General features: G+C 73.3%; 8 protein-coding genes and 1 pseudogene. 4 read left to right on the forward strand and 5 right to left on the reverse strand.

What is annotated here, in order from left to right:
• Window positions 1-5 precede the first annotated feature (5 nt).
• A pseudogene (locus RKD23_RS09770) lies at window positions 6-11,582 on the reverse strand (SDR family NAD(P)-dependent oxidoreductase); the annotation flags it as partial.
• A 548-nt stretch (window positions 11,583-12,130) separates the two neighbouring features.
• On the opposite strand from RKD23_RS09770, the gene RKD23_RS09775 reads away from it, so the two are divergent.
• From RKD23_RS09775 to RKD23_RS09790, 4 genes are all read left to right on the forward strand, one after another.
• Complete coding sequence (locus tag RKD23_RS09775; protein WP_424853331.1) at window positions 12,131-12,811, forward strand: PIG-L deacetylase family protein; 681 nt, start codon at window positions 12,131-12,133, stop codon at window positions 12,809-12,811.
• Window positions 12,812-12,901: 90 nt separating this feature from the next.
• On the forward strand, window positions 12,902-14,200 hold the full coding sequence (locus RKD23_RS09780; RefSeq protein WP_424853332.1) for a nucleotide sugar dehydrogenase: 1,299 nt from the start codon (window positions 12,902-12,904) through the stop codon (window positions 14,198-14,200).
• Between the two features lie 32 nt (window positions 14,201-14,232).
• Window positions 14,233-15,210 (forward strand): NAD-dependent epimerase/dehydratase family protein, encoded by a 978-nt coding sequence (locus tag RKD23_RS09785; RefSeq protein ID WP_424853333.1) that lies wholly within the window; start codon window positions 14,233-14,235, stop codon window positions 15,208-15,210.
• Window positions 15,211-15,436: 226 nt separating this feature from the next.
• The gene (locus RKD23_RS09790; protein ID WP_424853334.1) at window positions 15,437-18,169 is read left to right on the forward strand and encodes an AAA family ATPase; all 2,733 of its coding nucleotides are present in this window, start codon (window positions 15,437-15,439) and stop codon (window positions 18,167-18,169) included.
• Window positions 18,170-18,218: 49 nt separating this feature from the next.
• Here RKD23_RS09790 and RKD23_RS09795 read toward each other — a convergent pair whose 3' ends face one another.
• The 4 genes from RKD23_RS09795 to RKD23_RS09810 are packed head-to-tail and all read right to left on the reverse strand — an operon-like array spanning window position 18,219 to window position 23,177.
• On the reverse strand, window positions 18,219-19,742 hold the full coding sequence (locus RKD23_RS09795) for an ABC transporter ATP-binding protein (RefSeq protein WP_424853335.1): 1,524 nt from the start codon (window positions 19,740-19,742) through the stop codon (window positions 18,219-18,221).
• Window positions 19,739-20,602, reverse strand: a complete 864-nt coding sequence (locus RKD23_RS09800; protein WP_424853336.1) for an ABC transporter permease — start codon at window positions 20,600-20,602, stop codon at window positions 19,739-19,741. Before RKD23_RS09800 ends, RKD23_RS09795 begins: the two co-directional genes overlap by 4 nt.
• Window positions 20,599-21,636 (reverse strand): ABC transporter permease, encoded by a 1,038-nt coding sequence (locus RKD23_RS09805; protein WP_424853337.1) that lies wholly within the window; start codon window positions 21,634-21,636, stop codon window positions 20,599-20,601. Before RKD23_RS09805 ends, RKD23_RS09800 begins: the two co-directional genes overlap by 4 nt.
• A complete protein-coding gene (locus RKD23_RS09810) occupies window positions 21,621-23,177 on the reverse strand; it encodes an ABC transporter substrate-binding protein (RefSeq protein ID WP_424853338.1) in 1,557 nt (518 codons plus the stop codon). The genes RKD23_RS09805 and RKD23_RS09810 overlap by 16 nt, the downstream gene beginning before the upstream one ends.
• Window positions 23,178-23,345: the final 168 nt, after the last annotated feature.

The following is a 23,345-nucleotide window of genomic DNA, read 5'->3' on the forward strand; positions in this document are numbered from 1 at the left end:
GGTGCTCAGCTCAGGGAGTCGAGCCAGGTGCGAAGAGCCTCGGCGGTGGTGTCCGCGTGCTCCTCGACGATGCTGAAGTGGTCGCCGGGGATGACCAGTTCCTTGTCGGCGTGCGCCCAGGAAGAGCGCCAGCTGACGTCGGGCCCGGCCTCGCCGTCGGTCGTGTCCTCGGCGTTGTGGAACCGGTCGGTGGCGTGCAGCAGCAGCGTCGGTGTGGCGATGCCGGTGACCTCGATCTCCGGCATGAGGGTCACGTACCGGGCCATGGCGCTCAGCGAGGTCTTGTTGCCGAGCTGGCCCGCCCACACCTCCCGGGCGAGGGCGCCGATGGCGACCTCGGCGGCGAAGCTCTGGAACATCGCGTCGCCGGACACCGGGTAGGTGTCGAGCATGACCGCGCCGACCGGGGCCCGGTGCTCGCGGGCGATCCGCGCGGAGACGGCGTGCGCGAACAATCCGCCGCCGGAGTGGCCGAGCAGTGCGTACGGCGCGTCGCCGACGGTCTCGGTGACCGTGGCGGCGAGGACGTCGAGCACGGCATCGGCGGTCTCGGGCAGTTGCTCGCCGGCGCCGAAGCCCGGCATGGCGATCACGGAGACCTTGTGTGTGCCCTGGAACTGGGCGGCGATCCGGGCGTACTGGTAGACGCCGCCCATCGCGGCCGGGGTGCACAGGCACACCAGGTGCGGGGCCTGCTCGCCGTCCGAGAGCCGGACCACGTCGGGCAGCCGGTCGATGTCGGCGCGCGAGGTGAAGGAGGGGCGGATCTTGGCGACCCACTGGAGCATGCCGAGCCCCTCCTGGATGCGGCCGGCCCGGACCATCTCGCGGAACAGCTCGGGCACCGACTCCCCGTCGCCGCCCTCCGAGACGGGCTGCGGGGCGCTGTCGACGGTGCCGAGTTCGTCCGTGAGGTGGGCGGCGAGCCCGGCCGGGGTGCGGTGGTCGAACACCACGGTGGGGGCAAGCCGCAGCCCGGTCGCCGCGTTGAGCCGGTTGCGCAGCTCCACCGCGGTCAGCGAGTCGAACCCGGATTCCAGGAAGTGCCGTTCGGGCTCGATGGTCTCGCTGTCGCCGTAGCCGAGCAGGGTTCCGGCGTGTTCCAGGACCAGGTCCAGCAGGGTCTTGCCGAGCTGGTCCCGGCTCTGCCCGGCGAGCCTGCGGCGCAGCGCGGACACGTCCGAGGCGGTCGTACGGGACGCGGTGCGGCGGGCGGGCGCGACCAGGGCGCGGAAGGCGTGCGGCACGGCCCCGCCGTCCGGTGCGGCCTGGGCGACCGCCATCGGGATGAGCAGCGCCTCACCGCGGGCGACGGCGACGTCGAACAGCTTCAGCGCCTCCGCGTCCGAAAGACCGGTCATCCCGGCGCGGCTCAGGGAGTCCGCGTCGATGCCGGTGACCGCGTCGGGGCCGGTCGCGGTGGTCTCCCACAGGCCCCAGGCCAGCGACTGGGCGGGCAGCCCCTGGGCGCGCCGGTGGGCGGCGAGGGCGTCCAGGTAGCTGTTGGCGGCGGCGTAGTTGCCCTGCCCGGGGTTGCCGAGGACGCCGGCGACCGAGGAGAACAGCACGAACGCGCTCAGCTCCTTGTCGCGGGTCAGCTCGTGCAGGTTCCAGGCGGCGTCCGCCTTGGGCCGCAGCACGGCGGTGACCTTGTCCGCGTCGAGGGAGGTGACGGTCGCGTCGTCGACGACGGCGGCCAGGTGCACGACCGCGGTCAGCGGGTGCTCCTCGCCGATCGCGTCGAGCGCGGCCGCCAGCGCCTCCCGGTCGGCCGCGTCGCAGGCGACGGAGGTGACCTCGGCGCCCAGTTCGGTCAGCTCGGCCACCTGCTCGGCGCCCGCGCCGCGGCGGCCGAGCAGCAGCAGCCTGCGGGCGCCGAGTTCGGTGACCAGGTGCCGGGTGAGCAACCGGCCCACCGAACCGGAGGCGCCGGTGACCAGGGTGGTGCCGGCCGGGTCGAAGGCGATCCGGTCGGCGGCGTGTCCGGCGCCGGTGCGCACCAGCCGGCCGACGTGCACGGCCCCGTCGCGCAGGACGGTCTGCGGCTCGCCGCCGGCCACCGCCGCGGCCAGCGCGCGCAGCGAGGCTGCGCTGCCGTCGGTGTCGACCAGCACGAACCGGTCGGGGTTCTCGGACTGCGCGGAGCGCACCAGGCCCCGTACGGCGGCCCCGGCGAGGTCGGTGACGTCCTCGTCGCCGACGGCGACCGCGCCCCGGGTCAGCACCAGCAGCCGTGCATCGGCGAACTCCCGCGAGTGCAGCCACTGCTGTACGACGGTCAGCGCCTGCTGGACCGCGCTGTGCACGGCGTCCGGTCCGGCCGGGGCGTCCGCCGCGAGGGCGGTGGCGTCCAGGACGACCACGTCCGCGCCGGGCGTCCCGGCGGCGAGCCGGGCGAGGTCGCCTTCGGCGGCCAACGGCAGTCCGGCGGAGGCCAGTTCACGGGCAAGTCCGTCGGAGGCGCCGGTGAGCAGCGCCCAGGTGCCGGGCGCGGCCGTGGCGGTGGTGCGCACCTGCGGCCAGCTCCAGCCGAACAGCAGGTCGTGCCGGGGTGCCGGGCCGCTCTCGATCAGGCCCGCCGGGCGGATCACCAGGGACTCCACGGAGGCCACCGGGTCACCGGCCTGGTCGGCGATCAGCACGCTCACGGCGTCACCGCGGGTCGGGGTGACCCTCACCCGCAGCCGGGTCGCGCCGGTGGCGTACAGGTCGACGCCCGACCAGGCGAACGGCATGCCCGACTCGACGTCGACGGCCTCGGCGAGGCCCACCGCCTGGATCGCCGCGTCCAGGGCGGCGGGGTGCAGCCCGAACTTGTCGGCGGCGCGGGCGGTGTCGGCGTCCAGGGCGACCTCGGCGTACACCTCGTCCGCGTGCCGCCACACCGCGCGCAGTCCGCGGAAGGAGGGCCCGTAGCTGAAGCCGGCCTCGGCGAACCCGTCGTACAGGTCGGTGATGTCGACGCTCTCCGCGCCCGGCGGCGGCCACTGGGTGAGGCCGTCGGGCTCGGGGGCGCCGTCCGTGGTGAGCAGACCGGTCGCGTGCCGCGTCCACGGGGTGTCGTTGCCGGGGCCGGTGTCGGGGCGGGAGTGGACGCTGACCGGGCGGGCGCCGGCGTCGTCGGCCGGTCCCACGACGGCCTGAACGAGGACCTTGCCGTGCCGGGGCAGCAGCAGCGGTGCCTCCAGGGTGAGGTCCTCCAGGTGGTGGCAGCCGGCCTCGTCGCCCGCCCGGACGGCGAGTTCGACGAACCCGGCGCCGGGGAAGAGGACGGTCTCGCCGAAGGCGTGGTCGGCGAGCCAGCGGTGGGTGCCCAGGGACAGACGTCCGCTGAGGACGATCTCGCCGGTGCCGGCCAGTTCGACGGCCGAGCCGAGCAGCGGGTGCTCGGTGGCCTCGACGCCGGTCGACGCCATGCCGCCGCTCTGCCGGACCGCCGCCATGTCGACGTCGGGCCAGTAGCGCCTGCGGTGGAAGGCGTACGGCGGCAGCTCGGTGCGCGCCGCGCCCCGGCCGGTCAGCAGCCGGTCCGGCTCGACGGGGTAGCCGTCGGTGAACAGGCGCCCGGCCGCCAGGCAGGCGGCCCGGTCCTCGGGCACGTCCTTGCGCAGCACGGACACGACCGCGGACTCCTGGTCGTCGCCGCCCAGGCAGGTCGAGATCATCCCGGCGAGGGCGCCGTCGGCACTGAGGTCGATGTAGCGGGCCACACCCTCGGCCTCCAGGGCGCGCACGGCGTCCAGGAACCGCACGGTGCGGCGGCAGTTGGCGACCCAGTGCTCGGGGTCGGCGAGCTGTTCGCCGGTGACGGGCGTGCCGGTGACGGTGGAGACGATCGGCACCCGCGGGGTGTCGTGGGCGAGGTCGGCGGCGGCCTCGCGCAGGTCGTCGACCAGGGGTTCGAGGAGCGGGGAGTGTCCGGCGCGCGGGATCGGCAGCCGCTTGGTGCGGCGGCCCTCGGCGCGGAAGTGCTCGGCGACCTGCTCCACCTCGTCGGCGTCACCGGACACCACGACCGTGCGGGGGCCGTTGAGGGCGGCGATGCCGATGCGCTCGGTGAGCAGCGGCAGCACCTCCTCCTCGTCGGCCTCCACCACGACCATCGCGCCCTCGGCCGGGATCTCCTGGAGCAGCTGGCTGCGCTCGCAGGTGAAGCGGACGGCGTCGGCGAGGGTGAACACCCCGGAGACGTGCGCGGCGATGACCTCGCCGCCGGAGTGGCCCATCAGGTGGTCGGGGCGTATCCGCCAGGACTCCAGCAGCCGGGCCAGGGCCACGCCCATGGTGAACTGGGCGGCCTGTCCGAAGGCGACCTGGCCGAGGAGCTGCCCGGTCACCGAGCCGGGCTCGGCGAACATCACCTCGCGCAGCGGCCGGTCCAGGTACTCGTCGAACTCGGCGCACACCTCGTCGAAGGCGGCGGCGAACACCGGGAACGCCTCGTACAGTTCGCGTCCCATGCCGGGGCGCTGGCTGCCGTTGCCGGGGAACACGAAGGCGACGGGCCCGCCGCGTTCGGCGGTGCCGGTCACCACCGCGGGCGACTCCTCGCCGGCCGCGAGCGCGGCGAGCGCGGTGTCGAGTTCCTCGGTGGTGGCGCCGACGACGGCCGCCCGCTGAGCGAAGCGCGGCTCGCGCAGGGCCAGCGACAGCGCGATGTCGCGCGGGTCGGTGTCCGGGTGCTCGGCGAGGTGGGCGCGCAGCCGCTCGGCCTGGTCGGGCAGCGCCTCGGCGGTGCGGGCGGTCAGCACCCACGGCACGGCGTGGCCGTCGGGGGCCCGGTCGGGCACCTGGAGCTGCTCGGTGGGCTGCTCCGGGGCCTGCTCCAGGATGACGTGGGCGTTGGTGCCGCTCAGGCCGAAGGAGGAGACACCGGCGCGGCGCGGCCGGCCGTGGTCGGGCCACTGCATGGACTCGGCGAGCAGCCTGACGTTTCCGGTCGTCCAGTCGACCTGAGTGGTCGGCTCGTCGGCGTACCGGGTCAGCGGGAGCCCGCCGTGCCGGATCGCCTCGACCATCTTGATGACCCCGGCGACACCGGCGGCGGCCTGTGTGTGGCCGAAGTTGGACTTCACCGAGCCCAGCCACAGCGGCCGGTCGGCGGGCCGGTCCTGGCCGTAGGTGGCGAGCAGGGCGTTGGCCTCGATCGGGTCGCCGAGGGTGGTGCCGGTGCCGTGGCCCTCGACGGCGTCGATGTCGGTGGTGTCCAGTCCGGCGGCGGCGAGCGCCTTGCGGATGACGCGTTCCTGCGAGGGGCCGTTGGGGGCGGTGGGGCCGTTGGAGGCGCCGTCGGAGTTGACGGCGGAGCCGCGGACCACGGCCAGCACGGTGTGGCCGTTCCGGCGTGCGGCGGAGAGCCGCTCCAGGACGACCAGGCCGACGCCCTCGCCCCAGCCGACGCCGTCGGCGGAGTCGGAGTAGGCCTTGCAGCGGCCGTCGCCCGCGGTGCCGTCCATGTACTGGGCGAACGGCTCGGCGTTCACCAGCGCGGTGACACCGCCGGCCAGGGCCAGCTCGCAGTCGCCGTTGCGCAGGGCCTGCGCGGCCAGGTGCAGGGCGACCAGCGAGGAGGAGCAGGCGGTGTCGACGGTGACGGCCGGTCCCTCGAAGCCGTAGCTGTAGGCGATCCGGCCGGACACCATCGAGCTGAGGCCGCCGGTGCCGATGTACTGGCTGTGCGACTCCAGGGCGCTCAGCGGCCCGGTGTCGTACGTGGTCTGCATCGCGCCGGCGAACACGCCGGTGGTGCTGCCCTTGAGGGACAGCGGGTCGATGCCGGCCCGCTCCAGCGCCTCCCAGGTGGTCTCCATCAGCAGGCGCTGCTGCGGGTCCATCATGATCGCCTCGTTCGGACCGATCCCGAAGAAGGCGGCGTCGAAGTCGGGCGTGGAGGACACGAACCCGCCGAGCGGCGTGGTCTTGGCCTCGTCGATCAGGCCCAGCCAGTAGTCCATGTCCCAGGAGCGGTCGGACGGGAACTCGGTGAACGCGTCGCGGCCCTCCCAGACCAGCTCCCACAGCTGCTCGGGCGTGGTGACCTCGCCGGGGAAGCGGCAGGCCATGCCGACGATGACGATCGGGTCGTCCGCGACCGACGCCGCGGACACCGCGGGCGCGGCGGGCCCGGCCGCCGTGAGGGAGCCGTACAGCGTCTCGTACAGGTGCGTGGTGAGCGCGCTCGCGGTGGGGTGGTCGAAGACCAGGGTGCTGGCGAGCTGGGCGCCGGTGTCGGCGCCGATCCGGTTGCGCAGCTCCACCGCCGTCAGCGAGTCGAAGCCGAGGTCCTTGAACGCCCGCTCCGGGTCGATGAGTTCACGTGAGCCGTGGCCGAGGACATCGGCGACGTGCCCGATCACGGTCTCCAGGAGGGAGTCGTACGACGGTGCCGTGGACGCCGGGTCCGCGACGCCCGTGAACATCGTGTCGTAGAGGTGGGCGGTCAGGGCGTTGGCGGTCGGGTGGTCGAAGACCAGGGTGCTGGCGAGCTGGGCGCCGGTGTCGGCGCCGATCCGGTTGCGCAGCTCCACCGCCGTCAGCGAGTCGAAGCCGAGGTCCTTGAACGCCCGCTCCGGGTCGATGAGTTCGCGCGAACCGTGGCCGAGGACGTCGACGACATGGCCGAGGACCAGGTCGAGCAGCGCGGTCCGGCGCTCGGGCTCGGGCATCCGCAGCCAGGTGGCGAGGCGCGGGTCGGCCGCGCCGGTGGTGCGGGGTGCGCTCGCGGCGGCGCGGCGGGGCGTGCCGACGAGGCCGCGCAGCAGCTCGGCGCTGCCCGCGGGCGACCTGCGCAGTGCGGGCAGGTCCAGCTTGAGCGGGACCAGGAACGGGTCGGCCGAGGTGGTGGCGGCGTCCAGCAGGGCGAGGCCCTCGGCCTCGGTGAGGGCGGGCAGGCCGGTGCGGGCGGGGCCCTGGTGGCCGGGGTCGGCGAGGACGCCCGCCATGCCGGTGTCCTGCGCCCACTGGCCCCAGGCCAGCGACTGGGCGGGCAGGCCCTGGGCGCGCCGGTGGCCGGCGAGGGCGTCGAGGAAGGCGTTGGCGGCGGCGTAGTTGGCCTGGCCGGGGGCGCCGAGGACGCCCGCGGCGGAGGAGAACAGCACGAACGCCGTCAGGTCCTTGTCCCGGGTGAGCTCGTGCAGGTTCCAGGCGGCGTCCGCCTTGGGCCGCAGCACGGTGTCGAGGCGCTCGGGGGTGAGGGAGGCGAGCATGCCGTCGTCGAGGACGCCCGCGGAGTGCACCACGGCGCCGAGCGGGCGGCCGTCGAGCAGTGCCTCGGCGGCACGGCGGTCGCCGAGGTCGCAGGCGACGATCTCGGCCTCGGCGCCCAGCGCGGCCAGCTCGGTGACCAGCTCGTCGGCGCCCGGTGCGCCGGGTCCACTGCGGCTGACCAGCAGCAGCCGTCGTACGCCATGGGTCTCGGCGAGGTGGCGGGCGACGAGCCGGCCCAGCGCTCCGGTGCCGCCGGTGACCAGCACCGGGGCGTCGGTGTCCCACACGGGTGTGTCGACGGCGTCGAGCGTGGCGCGGGTCAGGCGCGGGACGCGGGCGCTGCCGGCGCGTACGGCGACGGACGGCTCGCCCAGCGCCAGCAGGGCGGGCAGCAGTGCGGGCACGTCCTCGGGCGCGTCGGTGTCGACCAGCAGGAACCGGCCGGGCTCCTCGGTCTGCGCGGTACGGACCAGGCCGTGCACGGCGGCGGCGCCGAGGTCGGTGACGTCCTCGCCGGGCAGGCCCACCGCGCCCTGGGTGACCACCACCAGACGGGCGTCGGGGAAGCGGGACTCGGCGAGCCAGGTGTGGACGGCGTCCAGCGCGCGGTGGGTCGCGGCGCGGGCGGCGTCGGCGTCGGGGCCGCCGGTCAGCCGGAGCAGGACGGCGTCCGGGGCGGAGTCGAGGGACGCCAGGTCCTCGAAGGCGGCCACCCGCAGCTCGGCCGGGGCGGCCGGGAGGGCGGCGGGCACCCACGCGACGCCGAACAGGGCGTTGCCCGCGATGCCGGTGGCGGGGCGGCCCGCGGCCGCCAGTTGCTCCTCGGAGACCGGGCGCAGCATCAGCGCGCCGACCGTGGCGACGGGCTGCCCGGTGACGTCGAACAGGTCCAGGGCGACGGTCCGCCCGGTGTCGGCGGGCTCGCCGGTCCGCCGTACCCGGACCCGGACGGCCGCGGCGCCGGAGGCGTGCAGCTCCACGTCGGTGAAGGCGTAGGGCAGGGTGACGGTGCCGTCGTCGGAGCCGGTGTCCGCGTCGAGGAGGCCGATGGCGTGCAGGGCCGCGTCGAACACGGCCGGGTGCAGCCCGAAGTCCTCCGCGGTGGCCTGCGCGTTGTCGGGCAGGGCCACGTCGGCGTACACCTCGCCGGACAGGCGCCAGCCGGCGCGCAGCCCGCGGAACAGGGGCCCGTAGTGCGAGCCGTTCTCGGCGAGTTCGTCGTACATGCCGTCCAGGTCGACGGCTTCGGCGCCGGCGGGCGGCCAGGCGGTGAGGGGGGCCACGGCGGTACCGGCTCCGGTGGGGGCGAGCAGGCCGGTGGCGTGGTGGGTCCAGGGCAGCTGCCCGGAGTCGTCCTCGGGGCGGGAGTGGACGTCGATGGTGCGCACGCCCCGGTCGTCGGCGGCGCCGACGGTCAGCTGGATGCGGATCGCGCCCTCGGGCGGCAGCACCAGCGGGGCGTGCAGGGACAGTTCCCGCACGAGCGGGGTGCCGGTCTGTTCACCGGCGTGCATCGCCAGGTCGACGAAGGCGGTGCCGGGCAGCAGGACCGTGTCGCCGACGGCGTGGTCGGCGAGCCACGGGTGGGTGGCGGTGGACAGCCGTCCGGTCAGGACCAGGCCGTCGCTGCCGGCGAGGACGGTGGCGGCGCCCAGCAGCGGGTGGGTCGCGGCGTCGACGCCGAGGGAGGCGGCGTCGCCCTCGGCGCGGGCCTGGAGCCAGTAGCGGGTGCCGTGGAAGGCGTAGGTGGGCAGCTCGGCGGTGCGGGCGCCGCGGGCGTCGAAGTACGCGCTCCAGTCGGGCTCGACGCCTCGCACGTGCAGCTGGGCGAGGGCGGTGGCGAAGGACGCCTCCTCGGGCCGGCCGCGCCGCAGCAGGGGCACGACGGCCGGGTTGTCCTTGGCGTCGGCGAGGCAGTTCTGGGCCATGCCCGCGAGGACGTTGTCGGGGCCGATCTCGACGAACCGGTTGACGCCCTCGGCGCGCAGCCCGTCGACCGCGTCGCGGAAGCGGACGGTCCCCAGCAGGTGGCGCACCCAGTAGTCGGGGGTGCGCAGGTCGTCCTCGCCGGCGAGGCGGCCGGTGACGGTCGACATGACGGCGATACGGGCGGGCCGGAAGTCCATCCGCTCGGCGACGGCCCGGAACTCCTCCACCATGGGCCGCATCAGCGGCGAGTGCGCGGCGTGGCTGACCCGCAGCCGCTTGGTGCGGCGGCCCTGCTCGGCGAACAGCCGCTCCAGGGCGTCGACTTCGTCGGCGTTGCCGGAGATCACCACCGAGTCGGGGCTGTTGATCGCGGCGATGCCGACGCCTTCGGTGAGCAGCGGGCGGACCGTGTCCTCGGTGGCGTTGACGGCGACCATGGCGCCGCCGTCGGGCAGCGCCTGCATCAACTGCCCGCGTGCGGCGACGAGTTCGGCGGCGTCGGCGAGGGAGAGGATGCCGGAGACATGGGCGACGGCGAGTTCGCCGGTGGAGTGTCCGGCGAGCAGGTCGGGGCGGATGCCGTAGTGCTCCATCAGCCGGAACAGCGCCACCTCGATCGCGAACAGCGCCACCTGGGCGTGGCCGACGCGGTCCAGGGCCTCTTCGTCGCCGTCGATCAGCTCGCGCAGCGGCCGGTCGAGGTGCTTGTCCACCTCGGCGCACACCTCGTCCAGCGCGGCGGCGAACACCGGCTCGGCGGCGGACAGTTCACGCCCCATGCCGAGGCGCTGGGCGCCGCCGCCGGGGAAGAGGAACGCGGTCGAGCAGGTCTCGCCGCGCACCACGCCCCGCTCGATCCCGGCGGGCGTGCCCTCGGCCAGGCCGGCGAGCGTGGCGAGGAGTTCGTCGCGGTCGGCTCCGGCGAAGGCGGCCCGGTACTCCAGGTGCGAGCGGGTGGTGGCCAGCGCCCGTCCGAGAGCGAGGGAGTCCGTCTCAGGGTGCTGCTGTACGTGCTCCAGCAGGCGGGCGGCCTGGCGGCGCAGGGAGTCCTCGTCGCGGCCGGACAGCACCCAGGGGACCAGGCCGGGGCGGACGGGCGCCTGCTCGGGCTCTGCCTCCTGGGGGGCCTCTTCGAGGATGACGTGCGCGTTGGTGCCGCTGAGGCCGAAGGAGGAGACGCCCGCGCGGCGGGGGGCGCCGTCGAGGGTGGTCCAGTCGACGTTCTCGGTGAGCACGGAGATCGCGCCCTGCGACCAGTCGACGTGCTTGCTGGGGGTGTCGACGTGCAGGCTCTTGGGCAGCACGCCGTGCCGCATCGACAGCACCATCTTCAGGATGCCGGCGACGCCCGCGGCGCCCTGGGTGTGGCCCAGGTTGGACTTGACCGAGCCGAGCCACTGGGGGCGGTCGGCGGGGCGCTCCTTGCCGTACGTGGCGAGCAGGGCGTCCGCCTCGATGGGGTCGCCGAGCTCGGTGGAGGAGCCGTGCGCCTCGACCACGTCGATCTGGTCGGGGGTGAGGCGGGCGGCGGCCAGGGCGCGGCGGATGACGCGCTGCTGGGCGGGGCCGCTGGGCGCGGCGATGCCGTTGGTGGCGCCGTCCTGATTGACGGCCGAGCCGCGTACGACGGCCAGCACCTGGTGGCCGTTGCGGCGGGCGTCGGAGAGCCGCTCCAGCAGGAGCACGCCGACGCCCTCGGACCAGGAGGTGCCGTCGGCGGACTCGGCGAAGGGCCGGCAGCGGCCGTCGCGGGAGAGGTTGCCGTCGAGGCTGAACTCGACGAAGGTGCGCGGGCTGGACATCACGGTGACGCCGCCGGCCAGGGCCAGGGTGCACTCGCCCTGCCGCAGGGCCTGCGCCGCGAGGTGCACGGTGACCAGGGAGGACGAGCAGGCGGTGTCCACGGTCACCGACGGGCCTTCGAGGCCGAGGGTGTAGGAGAGCCGGCCCGACATGGGGGCCGACGAGCCGTAGCTGCCCGGGTAGTTGTGGTACATGACGCCGGTGAACACCCCGACGGGTGTGCCCTTGGCGGAGCGCGGCGGGATGCCGGCGCGCTCGAAGGCCTCCCAGGAGGTCTCCAGGAGGAGGCGCTGCTGGGGGTCCATGAGGAGGGCGTCGCGGGGGGCGATGCCGAAGAAGTCGGCGTCGAAGTCGGCGGCGTCGTGCAGGAATCCGCCTTCGCGGACATAGGTGGAGCCCGGCCGCTCTCCGGTCGGGTCGTAGAGCCGCTCCAGATCCCAGCCGCGGTCGGTGGGGAACGGGCCGATGACGTCCCGGCCTTCGGAGAGGACCCGCCACAGGTCCTCGGGTGTGCGCACCCCGCCGGGGAATCGGCAGGACATGGCGATGATCGCTATCGGCTCGCTGTTCGCCTCAGTGAGGCGTTTGTTCTGCTCACGGAGCCGATCGGCCTCTTTCAACGACGCGCGCAATGCGTCGACCAGTCGCGATTCAGACATGCTCAGGTAACCCCTACGTCTTCGACCGTAGCGGGCCGGCTCACAGCGCCCGCCGTATTTCCCGGACGGAACTCATAACTCCCGTCACCCGGGCCCGATTGCGTGAATTCCGGCGAACCCCGGGGCGGCTCCAATGGCGACACTTTACGAGCGGCGCCGCGCGGTCCGTACCCCTAGCCGGGCTTGCGGCACCCCTCAGTGCGGCCGCCCCGGCCGATTCCCGTATCGACCGCGCAAGAGCCGGTCGGCGGGGCTGGATGGGCAGTGCGGCACTTTAGGGGTTACCGGGGAGCCCGGGGCGGTGACACGCTGCTATCCCCTGAAAACGACGCCACCGCCGCTCGCCCTGTAGTTCGCACCGTTTTTGCGCGAGGCGCCCGCGGGCGGCAATAGCGGTGAATCGCTAGGGGTTGACTACGCGCTGCGCTCACTGAGAGCTTCAATCACCGATCGCGGCCATGAATGAATCATTCGATTCAGGTCCTTCGTGGTCCTGGGCGGCCCACCGGCTGCCACACACGAGAAGGAAACCGATGCGGAGAATGATGCGGAGGTTGCTGATCGCCGTCGCCCATGGCGACGACGAGACCCTCGGCGCCGGCGGCACGATCGCGAAGCTCGCCGACGAGGGGGTGCGGATCAGCCTGTGCGTCCTCACCAACGACGACGGATCCCGGTCCAAGGACGGGCTGAACGCGACGCCCCGCTCCTCCGCGATCGAGGCGGCCGCGAAGATCCTCGGGATCGAGCGCGTCACCGTCCACCAGTACGGGGACAACCGGCTGGACACGGTGGGCCAGTTGGAGCTCAACCGGGCCTTCGAGCAGGAGGTGCGGGAGTTCGAGCCGGACGCCGTGTTCACCACGAGCACGAGCGATCTGAGCCTGGACCACCAGATCGTCAGCCGGGCGGCCCGGGTGGCCGGCCGGCCGGGCCGGGGCAGCGTCCGCGAGGTGCGCTGTTTCGAGGTGCGCTCGGCGACCGACTGCGGTGAGGCGTCGGGCATGCCGACGTTCCGCCCCAACTGCTGGCAGCCGCTGGAGGCCGAGCACCTGGAGCGCAAGCTGGAGGCGCTGCGGGCGTACGGCGCCGAGGTGGAGAACTGGCCCAACTCCCGCAGCGAGCGCGGCGTCCGCGCCCTCGCCGAGTACCGCGGTTCGCAGGTCTGCACCGAGTACGCCGAGGCCTTCGAACTGCTCAGGGCCGTGCTCTAGCCGGCCGCAGAAGAACAGCTTTCTTCCGAATTTCCCGAATTCCTTCCGGCCGGAACAGCCAAGGCCACATCACACGAGGTCGAGTGGACTATGCCGCATTCCCGCACCATCGAGAAGGCTCTGCCCGTCCCGAGCGAACTCGGCTCCGTCGCGATCGTCGGCATGGGGTACGTAGGACTGCCGACCGCCCTGGGGCTGCACGCGGCCGGAGTGCATGTCGTGGGCATCGACCGCGACGCCGACCGGCTGCGGGCCATCGAGGCACGGTCCGTCGATCTGATCGACTCCGACCACCGCCAGCTCGCGCGCTCGCTCGGGCAGGACGGTTTCGAACTGACCGCCGACGCGGCCCGGATGGCGGACGCCGACGTGGTGATCGTGTGCGTGCCGACGCCCGTCGACCGCCATCTGCTGCCCGATCTGCGGGCGTTGCAGGGTGCCTGTGACGAGGTCGTCCGGCACGCGCGGGCCGGCCAGACGCTCATCCTGACCTCGACGAGCTTCGTCGGGACCACCACCCGGATGCTGGTCGAGCCGCTGATGGACCGGGGGTTCACCCTCGGCGGCGACATCTTCGTGGCGTCCAGTCCGGAGCGCATCGACCCGGGCAACACCACCCACACCCAGCGGGACACGCCCCGCGTGGTCGGTGGGGTCACTCCGGAGTGCGCCGCGATGGCGGCCCGCGTGATCGACCTGCTGTCGGCGACCCACCAGGTGGGCTCGCCGGAGGTCGCCGAGATGACCAAGCTGTACGAGAACACCTTCCGGGCGGTCAACATCGCGCTGGCCAACGAGTTCGCGGACATCTGCGCGGGCTTCGCGATGGACCCGATGGAGGTCATCGCGGCGGCGGCGACCAAGCCGTACGGCTTCATGGCCTTCCACCCCGGTCCGGGGGTCGGCGGGCACTGCATCCCGTGCGATCCGCACTATCTGCTGTGGCAGTTGCGGGAGACCCGCACGGCCGCGCCGCTGGTCAGCGAGGCCATGACGGCGATCGCCGAGCGGCCGCGGGGTGTGGTGGACCGGATGCTGGGCGTGCTGTCCGACGCGGGCAAGGGCTTCGCCGGCAGCAGTGTGCTGGTGGTCGGCGTCTCCTACAAGCCCGGTGTGCTCGACGTACGGTCGTCGTCGGCGCTGGAGATCATCGACGAGCTGACCCGGCGCGGCGCGAAGGTCGAGTACTACGACCCGCTGGTGACACGGCTGACCCTGCCGAGCGGGGTCAGCATGGACTCCACGATGGAGCCGGCCGAGCAGGACTGGGACCTGGTCCTGATCCACACGGTGCAGCCGGAACACGACTACTCCTGGATCGCCGACGTCCCGCTGGTGCTGGACGCGACCTACCGCTTCGCCCCCACCGCCGCCGGCCACTCGGCGTAGCCCCTCACGTCCGCTTGCGAAAGGGATCGATCGTGCGTTGTCTGATCACGGGAGGGGCGGGCTTCATCGGCTCGCACCTGACCGAGCATCTGCTGGACCTCGGGCACGAGGTCGTCGTTCTCGACGACGTCAGCACCGGCAGCACCGGCAATCTGGGCGCGCTGATGGACGATCCGCGGGTGCGGTTCGTGCGGGGCTCGGTGTGCGACGCCGCGGCGCTGGAGAGCTGCATGGACGGCGTCGACCGGATCTACCATCTGGCCGCCGCGGTGGGCGTGTTCACCATCATGGGCAAGACGCTGGAGAGCCTGCGCACCAATCTGAACGGCACCGAGAACGTCCTGGAGGCGGCCCGTCGGCACGATGTGCCGGTGCTGGTGGCCTCCACCAGCGAGGTGTACGGCAAGAACACCACCGAGGGGCTCACCGAGGAGGCCGACCGGATCGTCGGCTCGCCGCTGAAGAACCGCTGGTCCTACGCCGAGGCGAAGGCGCTGGACGAGACGATGGCGTATCTGTACGGCGTCGAGTACGGCGTACGGACCGTGATCGTGCGGCTGTTCAACACGGTGGGCCCGCGGCAGAGCGGCCGCTACGGCATGGTGATCCCGCGGTTCGTGGCGCAGGCGCTGGCCGGTGAGCCGCTGACGCTGTTCGGCGACGGGCAGCAGATCCGCTGCTTCTGTCACGTCCTGGACGTGGTGCCGGCGCTCGTCGCGCTGCTGGAGGACGAGAGCGCGCACGGCACGGTCTACAATCTCGGCAGCTCCGAGCAGATCAGCATGGCGGACCTGGCGGCCCGGGTCATCGCGGTCACCGGCTCCACGAGCAGCGTGGTGAAGATTCCCTACGAGCAGGCCTACGGTCCCGGTTTCGAGGACATGCAGCGCCGGGTGCCGAACTGTGACAAGGCGCGCGCCCAGGTCGGTTTCCGGCCCACGCGCACGCTGGACGACATCGTCGCGGCGGTCGTCGCGCAGCAGCGCGCCGAGGGTGCGACACGCGAGTAGGGGTGGGGAGGGGTAGAAACGATCTTTCCTCAACGGGCAGGCTGTCGCCTGTCGTTCATCTGCCCACCAGCAGGTGATCAAAAGTTGGACCATCCCTGATCGCAGGGGCTGCGGTGAACACCCCCGATTCATTCACAGCACACCCACGATCTCCATATGGTCTGATACCTTCAACAAGGAACAACTGTGCTCACAGGTAAGTCTATTTACGGGGGATAGACTGTCTATGACGACTGTCGGCAACCAGTTCCAGATGAGTCCGGATGCCGCTCGGAGTTTCCTGCTCGACCAACTGGACCGGAGCAGGCGGGGAAATGGCCGCCTGATCATGCTGAGCGGGGGAATCGCAAGCGGAAAGACCTGTCTGCAGAACGAGCTGTTCGACCACGCCGAGGATCAGGGCTCCCTCACGCTGAGCGCCACGGGAGCCCCTGATGAGCAGGGCATCGGGGCCTCCGCGATCGACCAGCTGCTGGCCAACTCGCCGTTCCCGATCGACGTTCGCACGGGCGACGACCGTGCCGATCCGCACTTCTTACGCGATGTCTGCGACGCCCTGCTCAACCTGGCCAGGGAAAAGTCGCTCGTGATCGGCATCGATGATCTTCACTTCATCGACGAGACGTCCCTCAAACTGCTTCTCCAGCTGCACCGCAGAATTCGCTCGACGAAACTGCTCATAGTGCTCAATCAACCGGACTGGCGACAAAGTCCCTTCACCCGGCTGAGCGCCACCTTCGCACGACAACCACGTTACTACTCGGTACAACTGACGCCGTTCTCCGAATGCGGTGTGGAATCCCTGCTGAAGGAGACACTGAACGGCGACGTGGACGCGGCACTGACGACCGCGATCCATGAACTCAGCGCCGGGAACCCGATGCTGGCGAGCGCGCTGGTCCAGGACTACCAGGCCGGCGAGCGCACCGGCGAGCCCGTCGTGGGCGGCGCCTACGCCCGCGCCGTCCGGGCCCTGCTGGACCGTCCCGACACGGAGCTGCTGGAGGTCGCCTCCGCTCTGGCGATCCTCGACGGCCCCGGTGAGCCCGAGCAGATCGCCGGTCTCACCGACGTCCACTCGCAGGGGGTCGGCCGGCTGCTCGACGCCCTGGAGCGCTGCGGGCTGCTCGCCGGCGGGGCCTTCCGGCACCCGCGGGCCAGGACCGCCGTGCTCGACTCGCTGACCCCGGCCCTGCGGTCGCGGCTGCACGAGTCGGCGGCACGGATGGGGCACGAGACGGGCGCGCCCGCCGCCGACGTGGCCCGGCATCTGGTGGCCGCCGACGGCCGGCCGGCCGCCTGGTCGGTCCCGGTGCTGCGGCAGGCCGCCGAGCAGGCGATGAGCGGCAACGACGTCGCCTTCGCCCGGCAGGCCCTCGAACTGGCCCTGCCCTCGGCCGAGGACGCGGACGTGGAACGCTCCATCCGCCAGTCCCTGGTCTGGAGCAGTTGGCGGGTGAATCCTTCCTGCGCCGCCGCGCACATACCGTCCCTGCGGACGGCCGCCCGGTTCGGCACCCTCGACCAGGACGGCTGCTTCGCGCTGATGCGGCACGCGCTGTGGCAGGGCGACCGGGTCCTGTTCAACGAGACGTACCGCATCCTGTCCGAGTCCCCGGAGCCCCTCGACCCGCGCACCGAGGCGGAGTTGAGCCTCGCCTACTCCTGGTACTTCGGGCCGCCGACCGGGCAGTCGGCCGAGGACGAGCCCGCCACCCGGCCGCGCTCGACGCCCTGGGTGCAGACCACGGAGGCGCTCAGGCACGCATGGGGCCGGGCCGGCAGCGACGCGAGCCTGGCCAGCGCCGAGCGCATCCTGCAGAACTGCGGCCTGGGCAACACCTCCCTGGAGGCCCTCGCCACGGCCATCACCGCGCTCACCCTGGGCGGCCGCAGCTCCACCGCCGAGCAGTGGTGCGCCCGGCTGGACAAGGAGGCCCGCCGCCGGGGCGCGGTGACCTGGCAGGCCGTCCTGGAGACCCTGCGGGCCGGCATCCAGCTGCAGCGCGACGAGATCCCCGAGGCGGCCGAACGCGCCCGCTCGGCCCTGGACCTGCTCGACGTCCAGGGGTGGGGCATCTCGGTCGGGGACCCACTCGCCATCATGGTCTACGCGGATATATCCGCGGGGAACTTCCAGGACGCGGCCCGCACCCTGCGCATCCCGGTGCCGGACGCGATGTTCGACACCATGGTCGGACTGCGCTATCTGCGCGCCCGCGGCCACTTCCATCTGGCGACCCACCGCCCGCTGGCCGCGGTGAGCGACTTCCAGCGCTGCGAGCATCTGCTGCGCGGCTGGGACGAGAGCGCGCCGACGCCCGTGCCGTGGCGCAGCGACCTGGCGGAGGCGCATCTGCAGCTCGGCAACCTCAAGACCGCGCGCGAGCTGGCCAAGCAGCAGATGAAACTGTCCATGGAGTCGGACCCGTACGCCTGCGGTCTCGCGCTGCGCGTGCTCGCCTTCACCAGCTCCCCCAGCGACGACCACCGGCTGCTGGGCCGGGCGGCGAAGGTCTTCGAGGACGCCGGGAACCGCATGGAGGTCAGCCGGACCCTGCGCACCATCGCCCGCCTCCAGGCCCAGCGCCAGGGCGGCACGGCCACCGTCCGCGAGACACCGGCGCGGGTGCCGCGGCAGGCGACCGCGCTGCCCGCCCGGGTCACCTCGCCGCTGAAGCGGATCGGCATCCCGTACCAGCCGCCCGAGGACAAGGTGCGCGAGGCGGCCCGCCCGGACAAGCCGCGCCCGGCCGCATCGGACCCCTCCGTGCTCAGCGAGGCCGAACTGCGCGTCGCCCAGCTCGCCGTGCGGGGCTACACCAACCGGGAGATCAGCAGCCGGCTGTTCGTCACGGTCAGCACGGTCGAGCAGCATCTGACCCGTGCCTACCGCAAGCTCGGCATCCGTGGCCGGCAGGCCCTCGCCGACGAGCTGCGTCAGCGGCACCCGAGCTGACAGGAGCGGGCCGTGGCCGAGCACCTGCTCCGCCACGGCCCCTCCGTCGTCACGGGGCGAGCACCCCCGCGGTCGCCAGCACCTGCGGGGTGGGACCGCAGGCCAGCACCCGGCCGCGGTCCAGGACGGTGACCGTGTCGGTGCGGTCGGCGATCAGCGGGAGGTCGTGGCTGATCAGCACGAGGGCGGTGCCCCGGCGTTCGCGCAGACCGGCCAGCAGGTCCATGATCGCCTCAGCCGTCGCGGAGTCCAGCGCGGAGGTGACCTCGTCGCAGATCAGCACCTCGGGGTCGGCCGCGAGCGCGCGGGCGATGGCGATGCGCTGACGCTGCCCACCGGACAGCTCGTGCGGGTAGCGGTCCGCGAACGCGGGCGGCAGACCGACCTGTTCGAGGAGATCGGCGACCCGTTCCGGGACATCGGCGCGCACGCACCGGCGGTGCAGCCGCAAGGGCCGGCCCACGGCCGCCCCGACCGTACGGCTGGGGTTGAGGGCGCCCAGCGGATTCTGCGTCACCAGCTGCACCCTGCGCCGCTGCTCCCGCGACCGCCCGCGCAGCCCGCCGGGCAGGGCGCGGCCGTCGAGGACGATGCTCCCCCCGGTGAACCTCTGCAGACCCACGACCGCCCGCACCAGCGTGGTCTTCCCCGACCCCGACGCCCCTACGATGCCCACCGCCGCGCCCGGGGCGACGGCGAGGTCGACGCCGTCCAGGGCGAGTTGCCCGCGGTCGAAGGAGACACGCAGGTCGCGGACCTGGAGGAGAGGCGGGGCGAGGGCGTCCGCCGGGGCTTCTCCGGCAGGGGCTTCGGCCCCCCGCTCGGCGGCGCTTGCTCCCGCGAGGCCCCGTGGCCCCGGCAGGGGGGAGCCCAGCGCGACCACGTCGTCGGCGATGCGTTCCACCAGGGCCGGGTCGTGGCAGGACAGGGCGACGGCCAGATGGTGTTCGCGGGCCAGGTGGCACAGCAGGTCGCCGATCTCCTCGCGCAGTGCCGGATGGAGCCCGGCCGTGGGCTCGTCCAGGAGGAGGATGTCGGGGCGCCGGGCCAGCGCGCGGGCGATGGCCACGCGGCGCTGCTGGCCGCCGGAGAGCGCGGCCGGACGGCGGGCGGCGAGGCGGCCGTCCTCGTCGGGCAGGCGCACCTCGGCGAGGAGGGCGGCGACGGTGTCCCGCGTACGGTCGGCGGCCAGTTCACGGACGAGGGCGCGCACCCGCATCCGGGGGTTGAGGCCGGAGCCGGGGTCCTGGCCGACGTAGGCGAGGCGGTTCGCCCGCAGGGCCCGCAACTCCCGTTCGCCGAGGGCCAGGACGTCCGCGCCGAAGACCTCCACGGTGCCGGCCCTGCGGGTCGTGCCGGGCGGCAGCAGGCCGGTCAGGGCGCGCAGCAGGGTCGTCTTGCCGGACCCGGAGGGGCCGGTGAGGGCGGTGACCCGGCCCGGGCGCAGGATGAGGTCCGCGTCCGACAGCAGCAGGCGTCCGTCGGGCGCCGCGACGGTGAGCCCGGTGACCCGGGCGGACACGGGCGTGTCGGGGGCCGGTTTCTCCGACCGGTAGCGGGGATCGTGGCTCACAGGACGGGCACCGCCTTCCGGCCGGTCTGCGGGGCGAGGGCGGCCGCCGCGAGGTTGACGCTCAGCGCGAGCAGGCCGATGGCGGCGCTGGGGGCGACCACGGCCCAGGGGTTGAGCAGGATGCCGGCCGAGTTCTCGCGGATCATCAACGCCCAGTCGGCGGCGGGAGGTTGCGGCCCCACCTGGAGGAACCCGGCGGTGGCGACCAGGTAGACGGCGGCGACGAAACGCAGCCCGAACAGGGCCAGCAGGGTCGCCCGCAGATTGGGCAGGATCTCGCGCAGCACGAGATGCCCCAGCCGCTCCCCGCCGGCCTGCGCGGCCTCGACGTACCCGGTGGCGGCGAGCGGCGCGGCGGCACCCGCGGCGAGCCGTACGGCGTAGGGGACGCCGAGGGCGACGGCGGCGGCGACCACGGCGAGCCGGCCGCCGTCCGGCCAGGACAGCGTGACCAGCAGGATGCCGAGGACGGCGGGCAGCAGCATCAGCACGTCCGCGATCCGCTCGACGGCCCGCCCGATCAGCGGCCGGACGGCACCGATCGCGCCGAGCACGGCCGCGGTCGCGGTGACCAGCACGGCCACCAGGAGCGAGGACAGCACGAGGTCACGGCCGCCGGCCAGGAGTCGGCTCAGCACGTCCCGGCCGAGCTGGTCCCCGCCGAGGACGGCGTCCGCGCCGGGTTCGGCGTACGGGGCGGCCACCGGGGCGTCGACGGCGTGCGGGGCGATCCAGGGGCCCGCGAGGGCGAGGGCGACGAGCAGCAGGGCGGGCAGCACGCGCAGCACGGTGGCCCGGGTGCGCCGCCGGGCGGGCTTCGCGGGACGCGCCGGCGCCTGCGGGGAAGCGGCGTCCGTCATCGTCGTACTCCCGTCATCGCGTCCCGGATCAGGTCGGCCACCAGCAGGACCCCCGTGACGACCGCGCCGGCGAGCGCGGTGACCCCGGCGATGACGGGGCTGTCGCGGTCGGTGACGGCGGAGGCCAGGACGGAGCCGATGCCGGGGTAGTTGAAGACGGTCTCCACGACGACGGCGCCGCCGAGCAGCATGCCGGTGGAGGTGGCGAGACCGGCGGCGACGGTGGGCAGGGCGCCGGGCAGCACATGGCGGGTGAGGACGCGGTGCGGCGGCAGCCCGTCGAGGACCGCGGTCTCCACGTGCGGGGCGCGGGCCTCGTCGGCGAGGGCGGCGCGCACGATCCGGGTGTTCCAGCCGGTCTGCGGGATCGTCAGGGCGAGGGCGGGCAGCACGAGCATGGTCCAGGAGTCGGGGTTGCCGTCGGCGTCGGTGAGGGTGACGGCGGGCAGCCAGCCGGTCCACAGCGACAGCACGAGGACCAGCGCGACCGCCACCACGAACTCGGGCAGCGCCAGCACCGCGGTCGCCGAGCCCGACACCGCCCGGTCCACGCGCCCGCCCGGCCGCAGCGCGGCCCAGCAGCCGAGCGCCAGCGACAGGACGGCGGTCAGCAGCAGCGCGATGCCGCCGAGGAGCAGGGTGTTGGGGAAGGCGCTGGAGAGCAGACCGGTGACGGGTTCGCCGCGCGCGGAGGTGCCGAGGTCGCCGGTGGGCAGGCCGGACATCCAGTCCCAGAAGCGTTCCGGGACCGGCCGGTCCAGGCCGAGCAGCTCCCGGCGTTCCTGGATGTCGGCGGCGCTCTCGCCGCGCTCGGAGGTGGCGTTCGCGGCGTCGCCCGGCAGGAGTTCGACGGTGCCGAAGACCAGGGCGAGCAGCACGGCCAGCAGGGCGGCGCGCTTGACCAGCACCAGGCCGGTGCGGGCGAGCACGGACAGGACGACGGGCCGCGCCGGCCGGGCCGCGCCGGCCGGCGGGTTCACCTCCGGTGCCTTCCCGGTCGGCGCGGCCACGTCCGGGGTCAACGGGCCAGCCATGCCCGCTCGAGCTGGACCCGGCCGTAACCGGGCAGCGTGGGCAGCCCGTTCACCTTGGAGCCGGCCAGGTCGATGCCGTCGGCCATGCCCCACAGCAGATAGCCGGAGCGGTCGTACTGGATCTGCTGGAGTTCCTTGAGCAGCGTGGCGCGTTCGGCGGGGTCGGCGGTGCCGATGGCCTTCTCGTAGGCACTGTCGAAGGCCTTGTCGTCGAAGCCGGACTCGTTCTGGCCGCTGTCGGAGAGCAGGACCTTGCTGGCGAAGAACACCACCGAGTCGTTGGTGCCCCAGTAGGTGGTGTACAGGTCGCCCTTGAGCCAGGTCTTGTCCCAGAAGACGGCGGACTCCTGCTTGACGACCTTGATCTTCACCCCGGCCTCGCGGACCTGGGAGGCGAAGAGGGTGGCGGACTCGGCGAGGCCGGAGATGTCCTCGGTGGTGAGCAGTTCGTACGTCTTGGAGGTGTCGAACTCGGCTTCCTTCAGCAGCTGCTTGGCCCGGTCGAGGTCGCGGGCGCGCTGCGGGATGTCCTTGGCGTAGGCGGGGTCGCCGGTGCCGAGGATGTCGTTGGCGACGGTGCCGTAGCCGGAGAGCACCTGCTTCACCATGGCCTCGCGGTCGACGGCGAGGCGCAGGGCCTCGCGGACCCTGGGGTCGGCGAAGGGGCCGTCGGCGGTGCGCATCACGATCGGCATCGCCATGTCGTCGGGCCGGCGGACCGTCTGGATGTCGCCCCGTCCCTCGGCCGTCCGGGCCGCGACCGCGCCGACGTTGGAGGCGAGGTCGATCTGCCCGGACAGCAGGGCGTTCGCCATGGCCTGCGGGCTCTCGAAGATCTTCACCTCGATGGCGTCGAGGTGCACGTCACCGCCGTACCACTGGTCGTTGCGCACCAGCCGGGCGTTGCCGCCGCGGTACCAGTCCAGCTTGAAGGGTCCGGTGCCGGGCGCCTTGGCGATGTCCTTGTCGGTGGTGCCCTTGGGCACGACGAACGTGGTCAGGCGGGTGAGCTGCGGGAGTTCGGCGTTGGGGTGGTCGGAGACGAGGACGACGGTGGAGTCGCCGTCGGCGGTGATGTTCTTCTCCTGGATGCCCGGCAGCCGGGAGGCGCCGGCGGGCGTGGCGCGCAGCCGGCGCAGCGAGAAGACGACGTCGTCGGCGGTGACGGGCGTGCCGTCGTGGAAGGTGGCGCCCTTGGCGAGGGTGAAGCGCCAGGTCTTCAGGTCGGCCGAGTGCTGCCAGCTCGCGGCGAGCCGGGGCTCGGTGTTGGGCTTGGAGCCGGGCACGGTCAGGGTGTCGTAGACGAGGCTGATGACGAGGTAGTCGCTCTCGTTGGACTGGGTGCCGTGCGGGTCGCGGGTGACGGCGCCGGCCCGGCCGAGGGCGCCGACGCGCAGGGTTCCGCCGCGGCGGGGCTTGCCCGAGCCGCCCTTGGCGGACCCGGCGGGGTCGTCGGAACTGCCGCCCGAGCAGGCGGTGATCAGGGCTGTGGCGCCGAAGGCGCCGGTGGCCCACAGCAGTTGACGTCTCGTCAGGTCCACGTCGTCCTCGTTTTCGCTGCGCGGAACTTATTGCTGAGGTTTGCCTACCCTGACTCACAGCTGGGACACAAGACCGCACGGACTGTGATCTTCGCCAAAGTTAGGTAAGCCTTGCCTACATCCTATGAGATGGCTATGTTTCTGCACAGCCACCAGGCGGTCACGGAC

The sequence above is a fragment of the Streptomyces sp. SAI-170 genome (genome assembly GCF_049739565.1).
In the GTDB taxonomy this organism is placed as follows: domain Bacteria; phylum Actinomycetota; class Actinomycetes; order Streptomycetales; family Streptomycetaceae; genus Streptomyces.